We start from the raw sequence: 18,985 nt of genomic DNA on the forward strand, positions 1-18,985 counted from the left end.
TGAATTTAATCCGTTATACCTGGATTTATTGATGTGCTTCTCGCGTATTTCGTGCATTTTCAGCCGGATTTTATAGAGTTGTAAAGTTGGCGTACATCTTGCTTAATCCGCCTAACTCTTGAACTTTTAAATTTTTTATTGGGCTTTATGAAGATGCCATTGCGCCATTTTAAAACAGGGAAACGACTGCTAATGGATCAGCCTAATTCGATTGACTATCGTGTTTTGGTGGACAATATGACCACCGCTATTTTGCTGGTAGACCGCGATCTAAATATCTTTTATCTCAACTCGGCCTGCGAAGCCTTATTTGATATCAGTTTATTACGCGCATACGGCACGCCAGTCATGAATATCCTGCATGTACCCACCGATGAGTTTAATACTGAAGAAGCACTGCTCAATACCTTGAGAACAGCTCAACCTTATACACGCCGTGAAGCCACGCTAAATGTCAACTTTAAAGACATTCATGTGGACTATATGGTGTCACTCTTAAATGCTGGCAAGGACTATCACCCACTTCTGCTGATTGAACTAAATCAGCGTGACCGTATGCTGAAAATCTCCCGTGAAGAAAACTTTAGTCAGCAGCATCAGGTTGCCCGCCTGCTCATTCGTGGAGTCGCCCATGAAATCAAAAATCCGCTAGGAGGAATTCGTGGTGCGACCCAGCTCTTGGCACGCAGCCTGAATGATCCGCAATATAAAGAATTTACTGACATTATTATCAGTGAGGTGGATCGACTTAGAAATCTGGCCGATACCATGCTCGGTTCACGCCAGTTGCCGAGTTATCAAATGGTGAATGTACATGAACCACTTGAACGTGTCCGTGCGCTGATCGTAAACCAGACCAAGAAAAAAATTAAGATCATTCGTGATTATGACCTTTCTTTGCCTGAAGTTCTGGCAGACCGTGATCAATTGATTCAGGTCATGCTGAATATCTGTGCCAACGCCATTCAAGCTATAACGGAAAATAAAGATTTTTTCATCGAGCATCAGCCTGAGCTGATTTTAAGAACCCGGATTCAGCGCCTGATCACGATTAACGGTACGCTGCACCGTTCAGTGATCCGTATTGATATTGAAGATAATGGCCCTGGTGTTCCGGAAGATATTCTGGAATCGATCTTTTATCCGCTTGTTACCAGCCGTGCCAAAGGCACCGGACTTGGCCTCAGTATTGCTCAAAATATTATCCATCAGCACAACGGCATCATTGCCTGTCATTCCGCACCCGGAAAAACCATATTTAGCTTATATTTACCTTGGGAGTCAGACCATGCCACACAATAAAATATGGATCATTGATGATGATCGGACCATGCGCTGGGTGCTGGAAAAAACCTTCAAGGAAGAAGGCTTTGATGTCACCAGCTTTGAAGAGGCACAATCGGCTCTCGGCCAGTTAAATAGTAATGCGCCCGACGTAATTTTAACCGATATCCGCATGCCCGGTATTGATGGCCTGACTTTTTTAAGCAAAGTCAAACATAAGTATCCTGACCTGCCTGTCATTATTATGACGGCGCACTCGGATCTGGAATCGGCAGTATCCAGTTATCAGACTGGCGCTTTTGAATATCTGCCAAAACCGTTTGATATTGATGAAGCACTGGCTTTGGTCAATCGTGCAATTTTACATCTAAGTAAATTACAGCAGCAGGAATCTGCCAGAACAGCACCAGCTATTCAATCTACAGAAATTATTGGCGAATCACCGGCGATGCAGGAAGTCTTCCGTGCCATTGGCCGTTTATCCCAGTCGCATATTACGGTATTAATTAATGGTGAATCCGGTACCGGTAAAGAACTGGTCGCTCATGCCCTGCATCGTCATTCGCCGCGCAGTAACAAACCCTTCATTGCCCTGAATATGGCCGCGATTCCCAAAGACTTGATCGAAACCGAATTGTTTGGTCATGAAAAGGGAGCTTTTACCGGGGCAAATACACAACGTCAAGGCCGTTTTGAACAGGCCAATGGGGGTACCTTATTTTTAGATGAAATTGGCGATATGCCTTTTGAGACCCAGACCCGTCTACTGCGTGTTCTGGCCGATGGCGAGTTTTACCGTGTCGGTGGTCATATTCCGGTTAAAGTCGATGTCCGTATTGTCGCAGCCACCCATCAGGATCTGGAAAAACTGGTACAGGATGGACGTTTCCGCGAAGACTTATATCATCGCCTGAATGTCATTCGAATTCATATTCCGAAACTGGCTCATCGCAGTGAAGATATTCCAATGCTGGCACAGCACTTTTTGGCACTTGCTGGCAAAGAGTTAGGCGTTAACCCTAAAATCTTGCGCCCAGAGACCCAAGAATATATGCAAAAGCTACCCTGGCAAGGGAACGTGCGTCAACTGGAAAACACCTGTCGCTGGCTCACCGTCATGATTACCGGTCGTGAGATCTATCCTCAAGACCTGCCACCAGAGTTAAAACAGATTCCTATCCAGCAGCAGGATGCAAGCGCTCTAATTCCGAATCCAAATCAGATTGCAGCCCCTCAATGGGATGAATTACTTGGCCAGTGGGCTATTCAAAAACTCAAAAATGGCGAAATGAAATTACTGGATGTTGCCACCCCGATGTTTGAACGCACTCTGATTAATGCAGCCCTACAACAAACCCGTGGCCGTAAACGCCATGCCGCAGAACTGCTAGGCTGGGGACGCAACACTCTCACCCGCAAACTCAAAGAACTTGGAATGGACAGTGCCGATGACGATGTTGAAGAAGAAGCTGAAACCTAGTTATTCAGGTGTGTATTTCATCAATGGATTGCGCCGCAAGTTAAAACTGGACAGATGAGGCATAAAAGAAAGGAAATAGCGAGATTCTTGTCAAGTTTCATAACGAAATCCAAGAGAGTGTTAGCTCTATAAGCAAGAACAAAGCATCGCTGTGTTCACTGTGCAAGAAGACGAATATGTTTTTTGTTATCTCGTTATGAGTCATTCATTTAGAGTGACTAAACTTCTTGTCTCCTGCGTTATATGAACTAAAAAAATCTTGCGAGATAGATCTTTAGTGTCGCAAACACAGACGAAATATCAATAGACCCTAAACTCAGTCCTAAAAAAGCGCCAACTAATTGGGCGTTTTTTATTAATCTGATTTTTAAAGAATCAGGGAGCAATACCGATATAGCGGGAATATCCCTGTATCCCCAGATCTGATTTTAAAATCAGATAGTCTGGATAACGACTTACACTAATCTCGGCAAACATATTGACCAGATCATCATTGGCGTGCAGATCATCCACCGAACGCAGCATGGTCTGTTCAAATTCATCGGTAATATATTCAAAACCAATATCCATGGCGATAAATAAGGTATGTTCGCAAGGCTGGATATACTGCTCTTCTTGCCAGTTAATAATGTTCTGCTGACAATGTGGACAGGCAATATTATCAGTCGCTGCAATATCCAGCTGAATTAATTGATAGCTCATCTTTCATATTCAAATCTTATCTGAGCCTATCTTAGCAAAAAATAGTAGCCGAATAACAACCCGATACCACTTCCATCACAGCAACCCTAGTTTAATGACGATCAGTAAATGGCACTCAAACTTCAAATATAAAAAATGCCAGTCAGTGCTTCAATGACTGGCATGAGATGATTAGCCTTCTTTTTTCAGAAAAACCGTCTTAAATCAGGATTTATCTTCTATCTTATAGCGAGATAGCGCGGTTACAGCCACAGCAGAAATCACGACTGCTGGCAAACTTGCCCACAAAATACCGGTTGCACCCAAACCTAAAGCTAAGATCTTACCAGACAGCAATGGCCCAGTCATCGCACCCAAACGTCCAAGCGAGATTGCGGTACCCACCCCTGTGACCTTACCTGAACCAGTATAGAATATCGGGGAAATACCATACAGAATTGATTGTCCACCGGTTGAGAAAATCCCACCCATCAGTCCTGCCAAGATCAGCAATGGAATCACCTGACTGCTAAAGAGCAGGATCAATGCAATCGCCAGACCAACATAAATAATCATCGCGACTTGCCACAGCTTTAAACGATCTAGCAAAGAACCCAGACCCAAGGTACCAATCACCGCTCCCACCTGAAAGATCAGCATGATACTAAAAGCCTCCTGCTTGGATAAACCTTGTTCCATCAGCAAGTTCGGTAACCAGCTAATCAGAATATAGTTAATCATCAAGGTAAAGAAAAAGCCAAACCATAGCGGTACGGTACGTTTATAGCGCTGTTCTTTAAAAAGTACATCTGCCATGGCTGGCACAGCAACATCCTGCTGCCCGGCTTGCTTGAACTGAACCGTATGCGGTTTATCCTTCAGAATAAAAGCCATAAATGGAAGCAGGAGCAAAGGTGTCAAGCCGCCAATCAGGAACAGGGTTTGCCAGCTGATGTCCTGAAAGCAGATAGCCAGACCCGCTACAAAAATCGCTCCTACAGGCAAGCCGCAGTACATCAGACTATTTAACTTGCCACGGTTGGCTTCTGTCGCTTCATCTCCCACTACAGAAATCATGGTGGGCATCGCCGCACCTAAACCCAGTCCGGTTAGGAACCGTGCTACATATAAAATTTCAACACTCGGCGCAATCGCGGTAAGTGCAAAGAATATTCCAAAAATTGCCACAGATAACATCAAGACACGTTTTTGTCCCCGATAGTCGGCAATACGGCCACCAAAAAAAGCCCCGAAGAGCATGCCGAAAACACCCAGACTGAACACATAACCCATCTGCACCTGACCCAATACAAATGTTTCTGCAATTCCTTTCGCAGCAATTCCAGGTGCCTGCAAGTCAAAGCCTTCAAAAAATGCGACCCAAAAACACAAAAAAATCACCAGGAGTTTTTGTGTTTTCTCCTTTGGCGCCAACATCATGATTGATCTCCTTCAATAAAAGGCTCTGTCTATATTCAGCCTACTATTGAATTGTTCAGCGAATCGAGCTAAATAAACACCACTACAATAGTAGGATTTATGCTCGAGCCCTGAGCTTATTTAAGAAGAATAAGATCTAAAATCAATAACAACAGGAGAAACACCAAATAAGAAAAAATATTAAATTTATATTTATCAATATCTTACAAAATTAGTAACTTATAACTATAGAATCATCACTTTAAATGATCATCTTCCCGATTCAATAAAAAAGCCCGCATTTAGCGGGCCTTTTTAATTCAAACTATTAAGCAGACTTCTTGGTTTGGGCATTCTTACGAATCGTAATCATCACCAACTGCACTGCTGCAGGTGTCACTCCCGGAATACGGCTTGCCTGACCTAACGTTTCAGGACCCACATCCTTCAGTTTCAGAGTAATTTCACGGGAAAGGCCCGAGACGGCGTCATAATCAAAGTCTGCAGGAATTCTGGTTTCCTCAAGACGCTTCATTTGTGCCACATCTTGATGCTGACGGTTGATATAACCTGCGTATTTCACCGCAATCTCAATCTGATCACCAACCTGCTGTGACACTTCAGAGCCAGTAAGTTCTGCGATTTGTGCAAAAGTAATATTCGGACGTTTCAGCAGATCAATCGCAGAACATTCTTTGGAAAGATCTGCACCTGTCATCTCTACGAATTTTTTACCCATCGGGTTATTCGGGGCTGCCCATAGATCTTGCAAACGCCCTGTTTCACTCTCGACAGCTTCCATTTTTTCACAATATGCTGCCCAGCGTTCATCATCTACCAGACCAAGTTCACGGCCAATTGGCGTTAAGCGCTGATCCGCATTGTCTTCGCGCAGCATCAAACGGTACTCTGCACGTGAAGTGAACATACGATACGGTTCTTTGGTTCCCAAAGTAATCAGGTCATCCACCAGGACTCCCATATACGCTTCATCACGTTTCGGGGTCCACTGCTCCTGGTCCCAGGCACGACGTGCAGCGTTCAAGCCTGCAAGCAGACCTTGCGCCCCCGCTTCTTCATAACCGGTAGTACCGTTAATTTGACCAGCAAAATACAGGTTATTGATCGCTTTGGTCTCAAGCGTAAACTTCAAGGCTTGTGGATTGAAATAATCATATTCAATTGCATAACCTGGACGAAGAATATGCGCATTCTCCATACCACGGATTGAACGCACCAACTCAAACTGAACATCAAATGGCAATGACGTTGAAATACCATTTGGATAAAGCTCGTGTGTATCCAGTCCTTCTGGTTCCAGAAACACCTGATGCGAATCTTTGTCCGCAAAGCGGTGAATCTTATCTTCAATAGAAGGACAGTAACGTGGACCAACTCCCTCGATCACACCGGTATACATTGGAGAGCGGTCTAAACCACCACGGATAATCTCATGGGTTCTTTCATTTGTATGCGTAATCCAGCAATTTACCTGTTCAGGATGCATTGAAGCATCTCCCATGAACGACATGGTCGGTGACGGAAAATCGCCCGGCTGTGCTGTCATGACTGAGAAGTCAACTGAGCGCGCATCAATACGTGGTGGTGTTCCGGTCTTTAAGCGCCCTACAGGGAGTTGCAGCTCACGTAAACGATGTGCCAGGGAAATAGAAGGTGGATCACCCGCACGGCCACCACTCGACTTTTCCAGACCGACATGGATGATGCCACCCAGGAATGTACCCGCAGTCAGCACCACAGTTTTGGCATCAAAGCGAATGCCCATTTGGGTCACGACGCCTTTGACAGTATCGCCTTCAACAATCAGGTCATCTGCAGCTTGCTGGAAAATATCCAGATTCGCCTGGTTTTCCAAAGTCTCACGAATTGCAGCCTTGTAGCGTACACGATCCGCTTGCGCACGTGTGGCACGTACTGCTGCACCTTTACGTGAGTTTAAAATACGAAATTGAATACCACCTTTATCAGCAGCCAGCGCCATTGCTCCGCCCAAGGCATCAACTTCACGCACCAGATGCGACTTACCAATACCACCAATTGCCGGATTACAGCTCATCTGCCCTAAAGTCTCAATATTATGAGTCAAGAGTAAAGTCTGTCGCCCCATACGCGCCGCAGCCAGGGCCGCTTCCGTACCTGCGTGACCGCCACCGATAACAATGACATCGTAAACTTTAGGATAATGCATAGTGGTATATTGAGAGATAAAAAAGGATAGCTGAGTATTATAGCAAAATTCAGCCTAAATTTGACAGAACCCCTGTAATTTATCTCCACACCATACTTTTTCAGTCCTGCTGAATATTGCAATGTAATCTTAACTTGCAGACTTTATATATAAATTAAACATTTAAGCTTAAAAAATTACTTGATTAACATTGCTTAATTTTGAGTATTTTTTAAGCTATTTATGTTGACATTACAACCAAAGGTATAAAAGATGAATAAGAATTTGTTTCTATCCGCTGCCCTCTGTAGTCTATGTCTCGCCCCGTTTGTGGCTTCAGCAAATGATAAGGTCGAGAAAGTTTATAATGCACAAAAATACCAACAGGTTTGTAAAGGCAAATCACAAGGTGCACCAGTCAGCTTTGCTTACCGCGGTATTATCTGGAATGGTACCTGTGAGCCACAATTTTTCCCATCTTCAGGCACCAGTTCTTTAAGAGGCGATGAACCGGAACTATATAATGCTTGTAGTACAGGCAATGTGACCTCAGTCACCATTAACGGTACTGAAATGCGTGGCAAATGTGCCTTAGGTTTTACCGTTCCTCATCCTCAGAACAATATGATGCAACAAAATCAAACGATGCCTGCAACCACTCAGAGAGGGATGTAAGCTGCCAGAGTAACAGCTTAATTTCAATTCAACTCAAACGGGCAAACTGACTAGGTTTTGTCCGTTTTTTATTTTTTTGTTGCTTATTTGTATAGCTAAGATAAACTTCAAAACACTTAAAAATGAATAATAAGAAGGAAACTTCATGGACTCGGGGTTTTTTAGTTTATTTTTGCCAATCACTCTGGCAATTATGATGATGGGGCTGGGACTGGAACTGACCTTCAAAGACTTTCTCAAGGTACTTCGCTATCCAAAAGTAATTTTTATTGCCTTGTTTTCTCAACTGGTGATTTTAACCAGCCTGGCATTTCTGATTTGTCTGGTTTTAAACTTGCCTCCTCTGCTGGCAGTCGGGTTCATGCTCCTGTCAGCGTCCCCTGGCGGCCCTACAGCGAATTTGTTCAGTTATTTATATAAGGGGGATGTTGCACTTAATATCACTTTAACTGCTTTCAATACTGTTATTTCCCTCTTTACCTTACCCTTTATTATTAATCTGTCATTGCATTATTTTCTTGCTGATCAAAGCAGCGTCAGCTTACCACCTGAAAAAATTATACAGGTTTTTCTGATTACAATTATTCCGGTCATGATCGGTATGCTGGTACGGGCCAAGCTCCCTCAACTGTCGATCAGTGCGCACTACACGATGCGCCTGCTCTCTGTGAGTTTTTTATGCATTTTATTTACCTTTGCCATTTTCAGAGAACGTTTCAATCTGGTTGAATACTTTGCCAGCGTCGGTACCGCGACAGTATTACTCTGTTTTTCCAGCCTGTTTATCGGTTATTGTCTTCCTTTAATGATGAAGATTCCGGAAAGAATGGTGCGGGCCTGCACCTTTGAAATCGGCATTCATAACACGGCCATTGCCTTGACCATTGCTATTTCGGTTTTAGACAATGTCACGATTGCTATCCCGGCCGGAATTTATAGTATTGTAATGTATGTTTTTGCCACGATTTTTGGCTGGATGATCAGCCGTCAAAAAGTAAATTATAGACCTAACCGTCACTTACCCAATTTGTAATTTTCTTGGCATGACCAGATTTAAGCTGTATGCTTTTTCTAAAGTAAATCAAAACGATTAGAATAATTTTACCAAGGAGTATGCAGATGGATTCTGGCATTATTACTATATTTTTACCCCTCGCTCTGGCGATTATTATGGTGGGTTTAGGGCTGGAGCTGACGCCCAAAGATTTTGCACGCGTGACCCAGCATCCCAAAGCCGTGCTGGTCGCCCTGTTCTGTCAGCTCGTACTGCTGGTTGGTATTGCCTTTGTACTGTGCAAGCTGCTGGCGCTTCCACCTCTACTTGCTGTTGGCTTAATGCTCTTGGCTGCTTCTCCAGGTGGGAGTACCGCCAACCTGTTTAGCTATCTGTTTAAGGGAGACCTGGCCCTAAATATTACTTTGACCGCCATTAACTCAGTGATTGCGGCGCTGACCTTGCCATTGATTGTTAACTTTTCAATTATGCACTTCATGCAGGACAGCCAGCAAATCAGCTTACAGTTTGCAAAAATCCTGCAGGTCTTTGGCATTATTCTGCTTCCCGTGGGAATTGGTATGCTGATTCGCCGCTACTCTCCAAAACTGACCGAGAAACTGAATAAACCCCTGCGTATCTTTGCAGTCATTTTCCTGATCCTGATTATCGCAGGTGCCATTTATAGTGAACGTAGCAATATTGCTGAATACTTGGCTCAAGTAGGTCTGGCCGCTGTACTGTTCTGCATTTTCAGCCTGAGCATTGGTTATTTTGTTCCGCGTCTGATGAATATCAATACAGCTCAGGCTCGGGCCAGTGCATTTGAGATTGGCATTCATAATAGTACTTTAGCCATGACCATTGCGTTGACAGTCATGTCCAGTACAGCAGTCGCCATGCCAGCTGCCGTGTACTCGATCTTTATGTATATTTTTGCTGCCATCTTTGGTTTCTTGCTTAATCGCTTTGCACCGATTAGCCCTCGACCGGCCTTGTCTAGCGCACAATAGCACTCCACGTTTTAAAAATGCATCCTTTAAACCCGGCTTAAGCTGTCAAGTTTTTGGGATGCAGTGCTAGCTATGGCGCTCTTTTATTTAGTGATAGCCTCACAAGATAGCAGCGCTCATTCCCAAGTTCCGTTACAATAGCTTTTTAAAACATGTAGAAAAGGTTAATTTCTGTGAAGTGGTTACAAATTCATATTACGGTTGATCAGGCTCAAGTTGATTTTACTGAAACCTTACTCAGCTCTTTGGGTGCAGTCAGTGTGACACTGGATGATGCCGAAAACCAAGATTTACTGGAACCACTTCCAGGTGAAACCCCACTTTGGAATAAAGTCATTGTAACTGGCATCTATGCACAGGAAGATGATGAAGAAATTGATGTCAGCGCTCTTGAAACATTTATTCGCCTGCAAATCCCGGATGCTCCAATGCGGCATGAGTTTTTAGAAGACCAGGCTTGGGAAAGAACCTGGATGGATGCCTATGCGCCGATTCAGATTGCAGAAAAATTCTGGATTGTACCAGAATGGATGCAAGCCCCCGAAGCCGATGCTGTCAATATCAAACTTGACCCAGGTCTGGCCTTTGGTACCGGAAACCATGCCTCGACGTTCCTTTGCTTGCAATGGCTCGGAAAAACTGATGTTAAAGAAAAGATCGTCATTGACTATGGTTGCGGTTCAGGAATTTTGGCTGTCGCCGCCCTATTACTAGGTGCGAAAAAAGCATATGCCACTGATATCGATCCACAAGCTGTTCTGGCAACCCAACAAAATGCAGAACTGAATGGCGTACTCGATAAACTCTATGTAGGCCTGCCGGAAGAGTTCAATACAGAGCTGGGCGAGCAGAAAGCAGATGTGTTTGTAGCCAACATTCTGGCGGGGCCACTAATGATGCTTGAGCCTGAGTTTGCAAATTTAGTCAAACCTGAGGCAGAGTTCGCACTTGCAGGTGTAATTGAAGAGCAAGTGACTGAAGTTACTAGCATTTACTCAAAACATTTTGATATATTAGAAGTCGAAAAACGTGATGAAAACTGGTGCCGAATTTCGGGGAAACGCCATAAAAATTAAAGAGTATATAAAGTCTATATGAGTGACAAGCAAACCCATTGCCCTACATGTTCTACAACTTATAAGGTTAGCGTTGCACAATTAACCATAGCGCAAGGTATGGTTTGCTGTCCCAAATGCACCACGACTTTTAATGCTTTATCACATCTGGTGACTGAGAACCAGAACTCGGTCACTGCTTCTGACTCTGCTTTTGATACTATCGATCATAACAGTCGTTATCCTACTCAAACCGACACATCTGGGCAGCATAACAACCAGGTTCAGCGGCCTCGGCACAGTTTTCTGAATATTTTTGATGAGAAAGTCGAAAACTCGAATATCGACTTACATACTTACCTAAACAACCTGAACTATTTTAGCACCACCCCGATCAGCGTCTTACCCAGCATGAACTGGGATGAGTCGGACAAGGAACAGGAAAAAAGCTTACTTTATTATGCCGGGTGGAGTCTGTTAAACCTGTCCTTACTTGGACTGCTGTTATTCCAGTTTTTCTGGTTTAATCCGAAATATCTGCAAAATAGCCATGTCATGAGTATGGCATTCACCCAGATCTGCGAAACGTTTAACTGTTCGCATATTAATGAGCATTACAACCTAATTCATATTAATAAAGTCAAGATCAGATCTGTGGCTAAAAACGAGACACAATTTAATGGTGAACTGGTCAATCTCCATGACCGCAGTCTCAGCCTGCCTATTTTAAGAGTAAACCTGAAAAAACATGGCAAGCAGACCGTGACCTACAACCTGACTTCACAGGAGTATCTGATTGAAAGTCTGGTAAAGGTAGAGCGAATTCCTCAGAACAGTCCCTTCAAGTTTAAATTTAGCCTTCCGGTAGACCGCAAAGACTTCGATAATTATAGTTTAGAAATAATTCGGCCTTAATATGGGTAAAAACTATTAAAAAATCGAAAAAAGTTTAAAAAAATGCAGTTTTCTTGCTCACTTTTTCCTAGAAAATGGTATTATACGCGCCACAAAAGCTATGTGCTGCAAACTCCTCGCTACTTTTCCACAACAAATACAGTCTTAACTAATGCGCTATAAAATTTATTGCGTATTGAGCAGATTTTTTGTTTGGATTTTGGTCAGTAACAAAACTTTAATTATTGTTACGCTTATTTTTCGACCAAACCGCAGAGATATGTCAAGCTACAAGCTCAATGTAATGACCAAGTTTTAGAACTCTAGTTTTAGGATCTAAAATTGGAGTTCATTTAAATTTCTAGACCACTTTTATATATCACTTTACCCAAGTGATATTTATTTTTCGGATTAATTCGCATGAATAGCAAGTCTCCTATTTTTACTGCACAATCTGATGTCGCTCTACGTATTCATGTAGATCGCGCAGTTCGCCATTACTTTGCACAACTGCAGGGCGAGCAACCTTCTCAGGTGTATGACATGGTGCTAGCAGAAATGGAGAAGCCTCTTTTATCTGTAGTTCTAGAGTACACACGTGGCAACCAGACACGTGCTGCTGAGATTCTCGGACTTAACCGCGGTACTTTACGTAAAAAGTTAAAAGCTCACGGTTTAATGAGTGAATAAATGATAAAATGCTTGCGGCTTCCGCAGGCATTTTTTTCGACCTGTATTTAGCTAATTTGTTTTAATTCTTGAAAACTGTGACGAAGATCATGACTATTAAACGCGCTTTAATCTCTGTTTCCGACAAGACTGGTATTGTTGAGTTTGCCCAAAACCTTGCTGCTCTTGGGGTAGAAATTTTATCTACTGGTGGTACATACAAATTATTGAAAGACAATAATATTGCCGTAGTTGAAGTTTCAGAGCACACTGGTTTCCCAGAGATGATGGACGGCCGTGTAAAAACTTTGCATCCAAAAATTCATGGCGGTATCTTGGCACGTCGCGGACTGGATGAAGCTGTAATGGCAGAACACAACATCGATGCCATCGACCTTGTTGTTGTGAACTTATATCCATTTGCAGCCACTGTAGCAAAACCAAACTGTTCACTTGCAGATGCGATTGAAAACATCGACATCGGTGGCCCAACTATGGTTCGTGCTGCTGCAAAAAACCATGCTTCTGTCGGTATTGTAGTAAACGCTTCTGACTACTCAACTGTTATTGCTGAGTTAAAAGCAGAAGGTGCTTTGTCTTATGCTACTCGTTTTGACCTAGCGGTTAAAGCGTTTGAACATACAGCGCAATACGATGGCATGATCGCATCTTATCTGGGCGCTCGCGTAGGTAAGGAAGAAGGTCAGGCAGACAAATTTGCACGTACTTTCAATACGCAATTAAATAAAGTTCAAGACCTTCGTTATGGTGAAAACCCGCATCAATCTGCTGCCTTCTATGTAGAAGACACAGCGACTGAAGCGTCTGTTTCAACAGCTAAACAGTTACAAGGTAAAGAGCTTTCTTATAACAATATCGCAGATACAGATGCAGCACTTGAATGTGTGAAATCATTCGCTAAACCTGCATGTGTGATTGTAAAACATGCCAACCCATGTGGCGTTGCGGTATCTTTAGATGGCATCCAGGCGGCTTATGACCTGGCTTATGCAACTGACCCTGAATCTGCATTCGGTGGCATCATTGCATTCAACCGTGAACTAGATGTCGCAACTGCACAAGCAATTGTGGATCGTCAATTCGTTGAAGTGATCATTGCACCTAGCGTTGCTGAAGGCGTTCTTGAAGTAACAGGCGCGAAGAAAAACGTACGCGTTCTGGTATGTGGCGAACTTCCAGCAATCGATGCGCGTCAATCTCAACTCGACTACAAGCGTGTCAACGGTGGTTTACTGGTTCAAGACCAGGACTTGGGCATGATCACTAAAGATGACCTTAAAGTTGTGACTAAACGTGCGCCAACTGAACAGGAAATTGATGACATGATCTTCGCCTGGAAAGTTGCGAAATATGTAAAATCAAATGCGATTGTGTATGCGAAAAATCGTCAAACGATTGGTGTAGGTGCAGGTCAAATGAGCCGTGTCAACTCTGCGCGTATTGCTGCAATTAAAGCTGAACATGCAGGTCTCGTAGTTGAAGGTGCAGTAATGGCATCTGACGCATTCTTCCCATTCCGTGATGGTATTGATAACGCTGCAAAAGCTGGCATCAAATGCATTATCCAACCGGGTGGTTCTATGCGTGATGAAGAAACCATTGCAGCAGCTGACGAAGCTGGTATTGCCATGGTCTTCACTGGCATGCGTCACTTCCGCCACTAATTATGTAGTGCCAATGTAATGACAATGTCTTACATGCTGAACAATCTAGATTTTTAATCTTGCATAAAGTCCTCTCCTTTTTAAGTTGAGGGCTTTATGTCATTTTCGATTCATGGAGTATGAACCGATGAATATTTTAGTTTTGGGTAACGGCGGTCGTGAACATGCTTTAGCATGGAAAATCGCACAAGATAAAAAAGTTGCTAAAGTTTTTGTTGCGCCAGGTAATGCCGGGACTGCAACCGAATCAAAATGCGAAAATGTTGCATTAAACATTTTAGACAATGCTGCAATTATCGACTTTGCTAAAAATAATGCGGTTGATCTGATTATCGTAGGTCCAGAAGCACCACTTGTGAATGGTGTCGTAGATGCGTGCCGCGCTGCTGATCTTAAAATCTGGGGTCCAACGCAATTTGCAGCACAGCTTGAAGGCTCTAAAGCATTTGCGAAGCACTTCTTAAAACGCCACAACATTCCAACTGCTTTCTATGACGTATTTACAGAAGTTGACGCTGCCAAAGCCTTTGTTGAAAAAAATGGTGCGCCAATTGTGATCAAGGCAGATGGCTTGGCAGCCGGTAAAGGCGTAATCGTAGCGATGACCAACGAAGAAGCATTTGCTGCAATTGATGACATGCTGGCGGGCAACAAGTTTGGCGATGCCGGTTCTCGTGTAGTTATTGAAGAATTCCTTGCGGGTGAAGAAGCCTCTTTCATTTGTATGATTGATGGTGACAACATCCTGCCAATGGCAACCTCACAAGATCACAAACGCATTTTTGAAGGTGACCAGGGGCCGAACACGGGCGGTATGGGCGCTTACTCTCCTGCACCTGTAGTGACAGCTGACGTTTTCGAAAAAACCATGAAAGAAGTCATGCGCCCAACCGTTGATGGCATGAAAGCGGATGGACATGCGTACACAGGCTTCCTGTATGCGGGTCTGATGATTGACGAGCAAGGCCAACCTAAAGTGATTGAATTCAACTGCCGTTTTGGTGACCCTGAAACCCAGCCAATCATGATGCGCTTAAAATCTTCTTTGGTGGAACTGGTGGAAGCAGGTCTTGCAGGCAAGCTGCCAGCAGAAGCTGACTGGGATGAGCGTAAAACTGTCGGTATCGTACTTGCGTCACGTGGCTATCCGGAAACTTCAAGCAATGGTGATGTGATTTCAGGCCTAGACACTGAAATGGCCGATGCCAAAGTCTTCCATGCAGGTACTAAAGCCAATGAGAAGGGTGAAATTGTGACAGCTGGTGGCCGTGTACTTTGTGTAACTGCACTGGGCAATACCATTGGTGAAGCACAAGCCAAAGCTTTGGAACTGTGTGAAAAAGTCACTTTTGACGGTGTTCAATACCGTAAGGATATTGGCTACCGTGCGATTGCGCGTGAAAATACTTAATATTTTCTATAATCGTTAATTGTAAAAGCCCTATTTTATATAGGGCTTTTTATCGTTCCAGATTTGGATTTTGTGCATTATTTTTTATATTTTTATCACTATAAATTTTATCAGTCTTCCCTCTTCCACCTTTGATCCAAAGCGTTGATGACAAAAACTGGCGTCTAGCAAGTTTAAAAATTTGATCACTCTCGACGTTTACGCATCCAGCATTTCTTAAATATATTTTCACCCCCTGTAGAATTGATTTATGAGCAGCATGCTTCCTACAGCGTCATAAACATAAAATATATTTTGCAGATAAAAACAATAAAAACAGGTGGTTCCAAGCCTCTTATATCCGTTTTTATGATTTAGATTGGATAAAATCTTATAAAGATCATAAATTAAACCATGACTTAGCCTGCCGATTTTCAATAAAAATAATACTTTGTATTTATTGATTTTTTAGTTGAAACCTCTAACCCTTATTCTACTAAATAGATAAGATCGCATTTTCACTTCACTATTCTGAATATAGCTTTATTGTTATGATGGCGACCATTGAAAGGCGGCTCTCTCCAGTTTTAATACAAAAGAAGGTACACGACTGCTTGATGCTCATCGGGTAGATGCTGGAAACTTTAGATGTATGCTTCAGGCAAATACCGTGCATATTCTGATTTACTTTCAAGCAGGATCGCGATAAAACGCTGCTTTAATACGACTTAAAAGTGCTTATACTTTAGGCAACAAAGAATTAGGATATTTTTTATGAAAAAGTTACTGGGTGTCTTATTGAGTGCATCTGTATTCACTTTAACTGCGTGTAGCAAACAGCAAGCTCCTGACAGTGATGCTGCTCAAGCTAAAAACTCCGGTGAACTGCAAACCGTAACGCTGGCATCTACCGGTTCAGATGCCGACATCTGGCGCTACATTGCAACATTGCCGGAAACCAAGCAAGCAGGTCTCAAGCTGGATGTAAAAAATTTTACCGACTATGTTGCCATGAATACTGCGGTTGCCAATAAAGAAATTGACCTAAACGCATTCCAGTCCTATGCCTATATGGTGGCATATAATGATGCTAATACACAAAAAATCGCCCCGCTCGCGACTACTTATTTAGAGCCTATGGGGATTTACTCCAGCAAGGTAAAATCCTTGGATGAGTTTAAAACCGGTGCCACCATTGCCATTCCAAATGATGGTGCAAATGAGTCACGCGCCCTCCTGCTATTACAGTCTGCCGGTCTGGTGAAACTTAAACCTGAATTTGACTATGTCAAAGGCACCACGGCCGATGTGACTGAAAATGCCAAGCAGATTGTCATCAAACCGATTCAAATGGCGACTGCAGTTCGCGTAAAAGACGAAGTAGATGCGATTGTTTTAGGTAATACTCTGGCGATGGAAGGCGGTTTAAACGTCTTAAAAGATGCGATTTACTATGAGCCAATTGATCAAAGCACTAAAATGAATGTGAATGTTTTAGCGGTGGCAGCAGACCGTCAGAACGACCCGGCACTTCAAAAAGTGGGCGCACTGTATCATACTCCTGCTGTGAAAGCCTATGTTGATGAACACTTTGGTGGCACAAAAGTCGCGGTCAACAAACCCGTTACTTATTTGACCGAAGCTCAGTAATATTTTACCCAATATAAAAACAGGCAAGCTTTTCTTGCCTGTTTTTTGCTGGCAATGCAATTTTTGACACTATGATTGAATTTAAAAATATTTCCAAACAGTATGAGCTGAAAGGTCAAACCTTGCATGCCCTGAATCAGATCAATCTGCAGATCCCGACAGGCAGTATTTTTGGCATTATTGGATATAGTGGCGCAGGCAAGAGTACATTAATTCGCCTGATTAACCTGCTAGAACGTCCAAGCTCGGGACAAGTTATTATCAATGGTACAGATTTTACGGCCTTGGATGCGAAAGCATTGCGTCAAGAACGTGCAGGTATCGGGATGATTTTCCAGCATTTCAATTTACTGCAAACCCAAACGGTGGCGGCCAATATTGAAATGCCGATGAAACTTCTGGGCTGGAACAAGGATGAGCGTGAAAAACGTCTGGAAGAATTACTGGATTTTATTGATCTAAAACATAAGCGTAATGCCTATCCCGATGAGCTTTCCGGGGGTCAAAAACAGCGTGTCGGTATTGCACGCGCCCTTGCCAATCATCCTAAAATTTTACTCTGTGATGAAGCGACTTCCGCACTTGATCCACAAACCACAAAATCCGTATTACAACTCCTGAAAAAAATCAATGAAGAGCAAGGCATCACGATTGTGATGGTAACGCATGAAATGGATGTGATTGAATCAATCTGTGATTATGTGGCCGTAATGGAAAAAGGTGATGTGATTGAAACCGGCTCTACCTTGCAGATCTTCAGTCAACCGCAGCATCCGACCACCCGAGGCTTTATCCAGACCGTTTTACAGCAGCATTTGCCTGTGAATATTCTAAACAATCTGGAAAATCAGAATCAGCAGAGTATTTATTGTTTAAAATTTCTCGGCAGTTCAGCGCAGGAAACCGTGATTCAAGCGGTGATCAGACAGTTCAATATTAACCTGAATATTCTGTTTGCCAATATGACCGAAATTAATGGCTCCGTGATTGGACAGATGTTTATTCAACTCTCCGGCGATGGCACTGAAATTAACGCTGCCCTGCAATATCTGGAAGATCAAGGTGTGCAGGTATCACAAGCAGGAATACAAGCATGAGAGATTTGATTGTACAGTGGTTGACGACGCTGACTGCCCCTTTCTGGAAAAGCTCCCTGTCCATGGACCAGTTCGTCACAGCCTTGCAGGAAACCTTTCACATGGTATTTTTCGCCATGCTGTTTGGCTGTATCTGGGGCTTTGTTCAGGCCATTATTTTACTGCTAACCCGTCCGGACGGCATTCTGCCAAATCGCGTGATTTATCACGGTTTAAATCCAATTGTGAATGCGCTTCGCTCCTTGCCGTTTATTATTCTGCTGATTGCAGTCATCCCGCTGACCAAGTGGATTGTGGGAACATCTATTGGTACTTGGGCAGCGATTGTACCACTAACCATTTATGTCGGGCCTTATATTGGCCGCCTGATTGAAACCTCGTTGCTGGAAGTAAATGCAGGCATTATTGAGTCTGCACAGGCGATGGGTGCAACTCCAATGCAGATTATTTTCAAATTTGTCCTGCCCGAAGCCCGTAGCTCCCTGATTCTCAATCTGACCACTGCAACCATTAGCCTGATTGGTGCGACAGCGATGGCCGGGGCCGTTGGTGCTGGTGGTATTGGTGATTTAGCTATTTCGTATGGTTATCAGCGTTTTGACACGTCTGTGGTAATCATGACGGTGATTGTCTTATTGATTCTGGTCCAGATTGTTCAAAGTATCGGTGACTGGCTATCGCGGTTAAGATAAAAATTATAGTTCAGCCCTCTTCGGAGGGTTTTATTTCTCACCTATAACGCTGCAGGACATATTCAGCCCGGTTGACAGTTCATATATGGATCATGGCTCGTTGGCGGGTAATATAATAA

At 43.3% G+C, this 18,985-nt stretch carries 16 protein-coding genes; 13 read left to right on the forward strand and 3 right to left on the reverse strand.

The features are described from left to right. The first annotated feature begins 192 nt into the window (after positions 1–192). Both glnL and glnG read left to right on the forward strand, forming a co-directional pair. Positions 193–1,302 carry a nitrogen regulation protein NR(II) gene (gene glnL / locus E2K74_RS12265; protein ID WP_151203821.1) on the forward strand — a complete coding sequence of 370 codons (1,110 nt, stop codon included), beginning with the start codon at positions 193–195 and terminating at the stop codon, positions 1,300–1,302. Beyond that, the gene (glnG, locus tag E2K74_RS12270; protein WP_151207915.1) at positions 1,289–2,764 is read left to right on the forward strand and encodes a nitrogen regulation protein NR(I); all 1,476 of its coding nucleotides are present in this window, start codon (positions 1,289–1,291) and stop codon (positions 2,762–2,764) included. The genes glnL and glnG overlap by 14 nt, the downstream gene beginning before the upstream one ends. A gap of 375 nt (positions 2,765–3,139) precedes the next feature. Here glnG and E2K74_RS12275 read toward each other — a convergent pair whose 3' ends face one another. The 3 genes from E2K74_RS12275 to mnmG form a co-directional block, all read right to left on the reverse strand. Continuing rightward, positions 3,140–3,466 carry a hypothetical protein gene (locus E2K74_RS12275; RefSeq protein WP_151207917.1) on the reverse strand — a complete coding sequence of 109 codons (327 nt, stop codon included), beginning with the start codon at positions 3,464–3,466 and terminating at the stop codon, positions 3,140–3,142. A gap of 204 nt (positions 3,467–3,670) precedes the next feature. After that, positions 3,671–4,882, reverse strand: coding sequence for a 3-(3-hydroxy-phenyl)propionate transporter MhpT (gene mhpT, locus E2K74_RS12280; protein WP_151207948.1), 1,212 nt, complete (start codon positions 4,880–4,882; stop codon positions 3,671–3,673). A 310-nt stretch (positions 4,883–5,192) separates the two neighbouring features. Next, on the reverse strand, positions 5,193–7,073 hold the full coding sequence (gene mnmG / locus E2K74_RS12285) for a tRNA uridine-5-carboxymethylaminomethyl(34) synthesis enzyme MnmG (RefSeq protein ID WP_151203827.1): 1,881 nt from the start codon (positions 7,071–7,073) through the stop codon (positions 5,193–5,195). A gap of 252 nt (positions 7,074–7,325) precedes the next feature. On the opposite strand from mnmG, the gene E2K74_RS12290 reads away from it, so the two are divergent. The 11 genes from E2K74_RS12290 to E2K74_RS12340 all read left to right on the forward strand — a co-directional run bounded on the left by E2K74_RS12290 (position 7,326) and on the right by E2K74_RS12340 (position 18,866). Then, positions 7,326–7,727, forward strand: coding sequence for a hypothetical protein (locus tag E2K74_RS12290; protein ID WP_151203829.1), 402 nt, complete (start codon positions 7,326–7,328; stop codon positions 7,725–7,727). Positions 7,728–7,872: 145 nt separating this feature from the next. Beyond that, a complete protein-coding gene (locus tag E2K74_RS12295) occupies positions 7,873–8,760 on the forward strand; it encodes a bile acid:sodium symporter family protein (protein WP_151207919.1) in 888 nt (295 codons plus the stop codon). A gap of 86 nt (positions 8,761–8,846) precedes the next feature. Then, the gene (locus tag E2K74_RS12300; protein ID WP_151207921.1) at positions 8,847–9,734 is read left to right on the forward strand and encodes a bile acid:sodium symporter family protein; all 888 of its coding nucleotides are present in this window, start codon (positions 8,847–8,849) and stop codon (positions 9,732–9,734) included. A gap of 173 nt (positions 9,735–9,907) precedes the next feature. Beyond that, a complete protein-coding gene (gene prmA / locus E2K74_RS12305) occupies positions 9,908–10,810 on the forward strand; it encodes a 50S ribosomal protein L11 methyltransferase (protein ID WP_151207923.1) in 903 nt (300 codons plus the stop codon). Between the two features lie 18 nt (positions 10,811–10,828). After that, entirely contained in the window at positions 10,829–11,704 is an 876-nt protein-coding gene (locus tag E2K74_RS12310; RefSeq protein ID WP_151207925.1) for a DUF3426 domain-containing protein, read from the forward strand. A 399-nt stretch (positions 11,705–12,103) separates the two neighbouring features. Further along, positions 12,104–12,373, forward strand: a complete 270-nt coding sequence (fis, locus tag E2K74_RS12315) for a DNA-binding transcriptional regulator Fis (RefSeq protein ID WP_001086304.1) — start codon at positions 12,104–12,106, stop codon at positions 12,371–12,373. An 89-nt stretch (positions 12,374–12,462) separates the two neighbouring features. Then, the gene (gene purH / locus E2K74_RS12320; protein WP_151207927.1) at positions 12,463–14,037 is read left to right on the forward strand and encodes a bifunctional phosphoribosylaminoimidazolecarboxamide formyltransferase/IMP cyclohydrolase; all 1,575 of its coding nucleotides are present in this window, start codon (positions 12,463–12,465) and stop codon (positions 14,035–14,037) included. Between the two features lie 127 nt (positions 14,038–14,164). After that, complete coding sequence (purD, locus tag E2K74_RS12325) at positions 14,165–15,448, forward strand: phosphoribosylamine--glycine ligase (RefSeq protein ID WP_151207929.1); 1,284 nt, start codon at positions 14,165–14,167, stop codon at positions 15,446–15,448. A gap of 753 nt (positions 15,449–16,201) precedes the next feature. Then, positions 16,202–17,077 carry a MetQ/NlpA family ABC transporter substrate-binding protein gene (locus tag E2K74_RS12330; RefSeq protein WP_151207931.1) on the forward strand — a complete coding sequence of 292 codons (876 nt, stop codon included), beginning with the start codon at positions 16,202–16,204 and terminating at the stop codon, positions 17,075–17,077. Between the two features lie 71 nt (positions 17,078–17,148). After that, complete coding sequence (locus E2K74_RS12335; RefSeq protein ID WP_151207933.1) at positions 17,149–18,174, forward strand: methionine ABC transporter ATP-binding protein; 1,026 nt, start codon at positions 17,149–17,151, stop codon at positions 18,172–18,174. Further along, positions 18,171–18,866, forward strand: coding sequence for a methionine ABC transporter permease (locus E2K74_RS12340; protein ID WP_151207935.1), 696 nt, complete (start codon positions 18,171–18,173; stop codon positions 18,864–18,866). The genes E2K74_RS12335 and E2K74_RS12340 overlap by 4 nt, the downstream gene beginning before the upstream one ends. The last annotated feature ends 119 nt before the right edge of the window (positions 18,867–18,985 follow it).

The organism is Acinetobacter sp. RF15B (assembly GCF_007558235.1).
Classification (GTDB): Bacteria; Pseudomonadota; Gammaproteobacteria; order Pseudomonadales; family Moraxellaceae; genus Acinetobacter; species Acinetobacter lwoffii_C.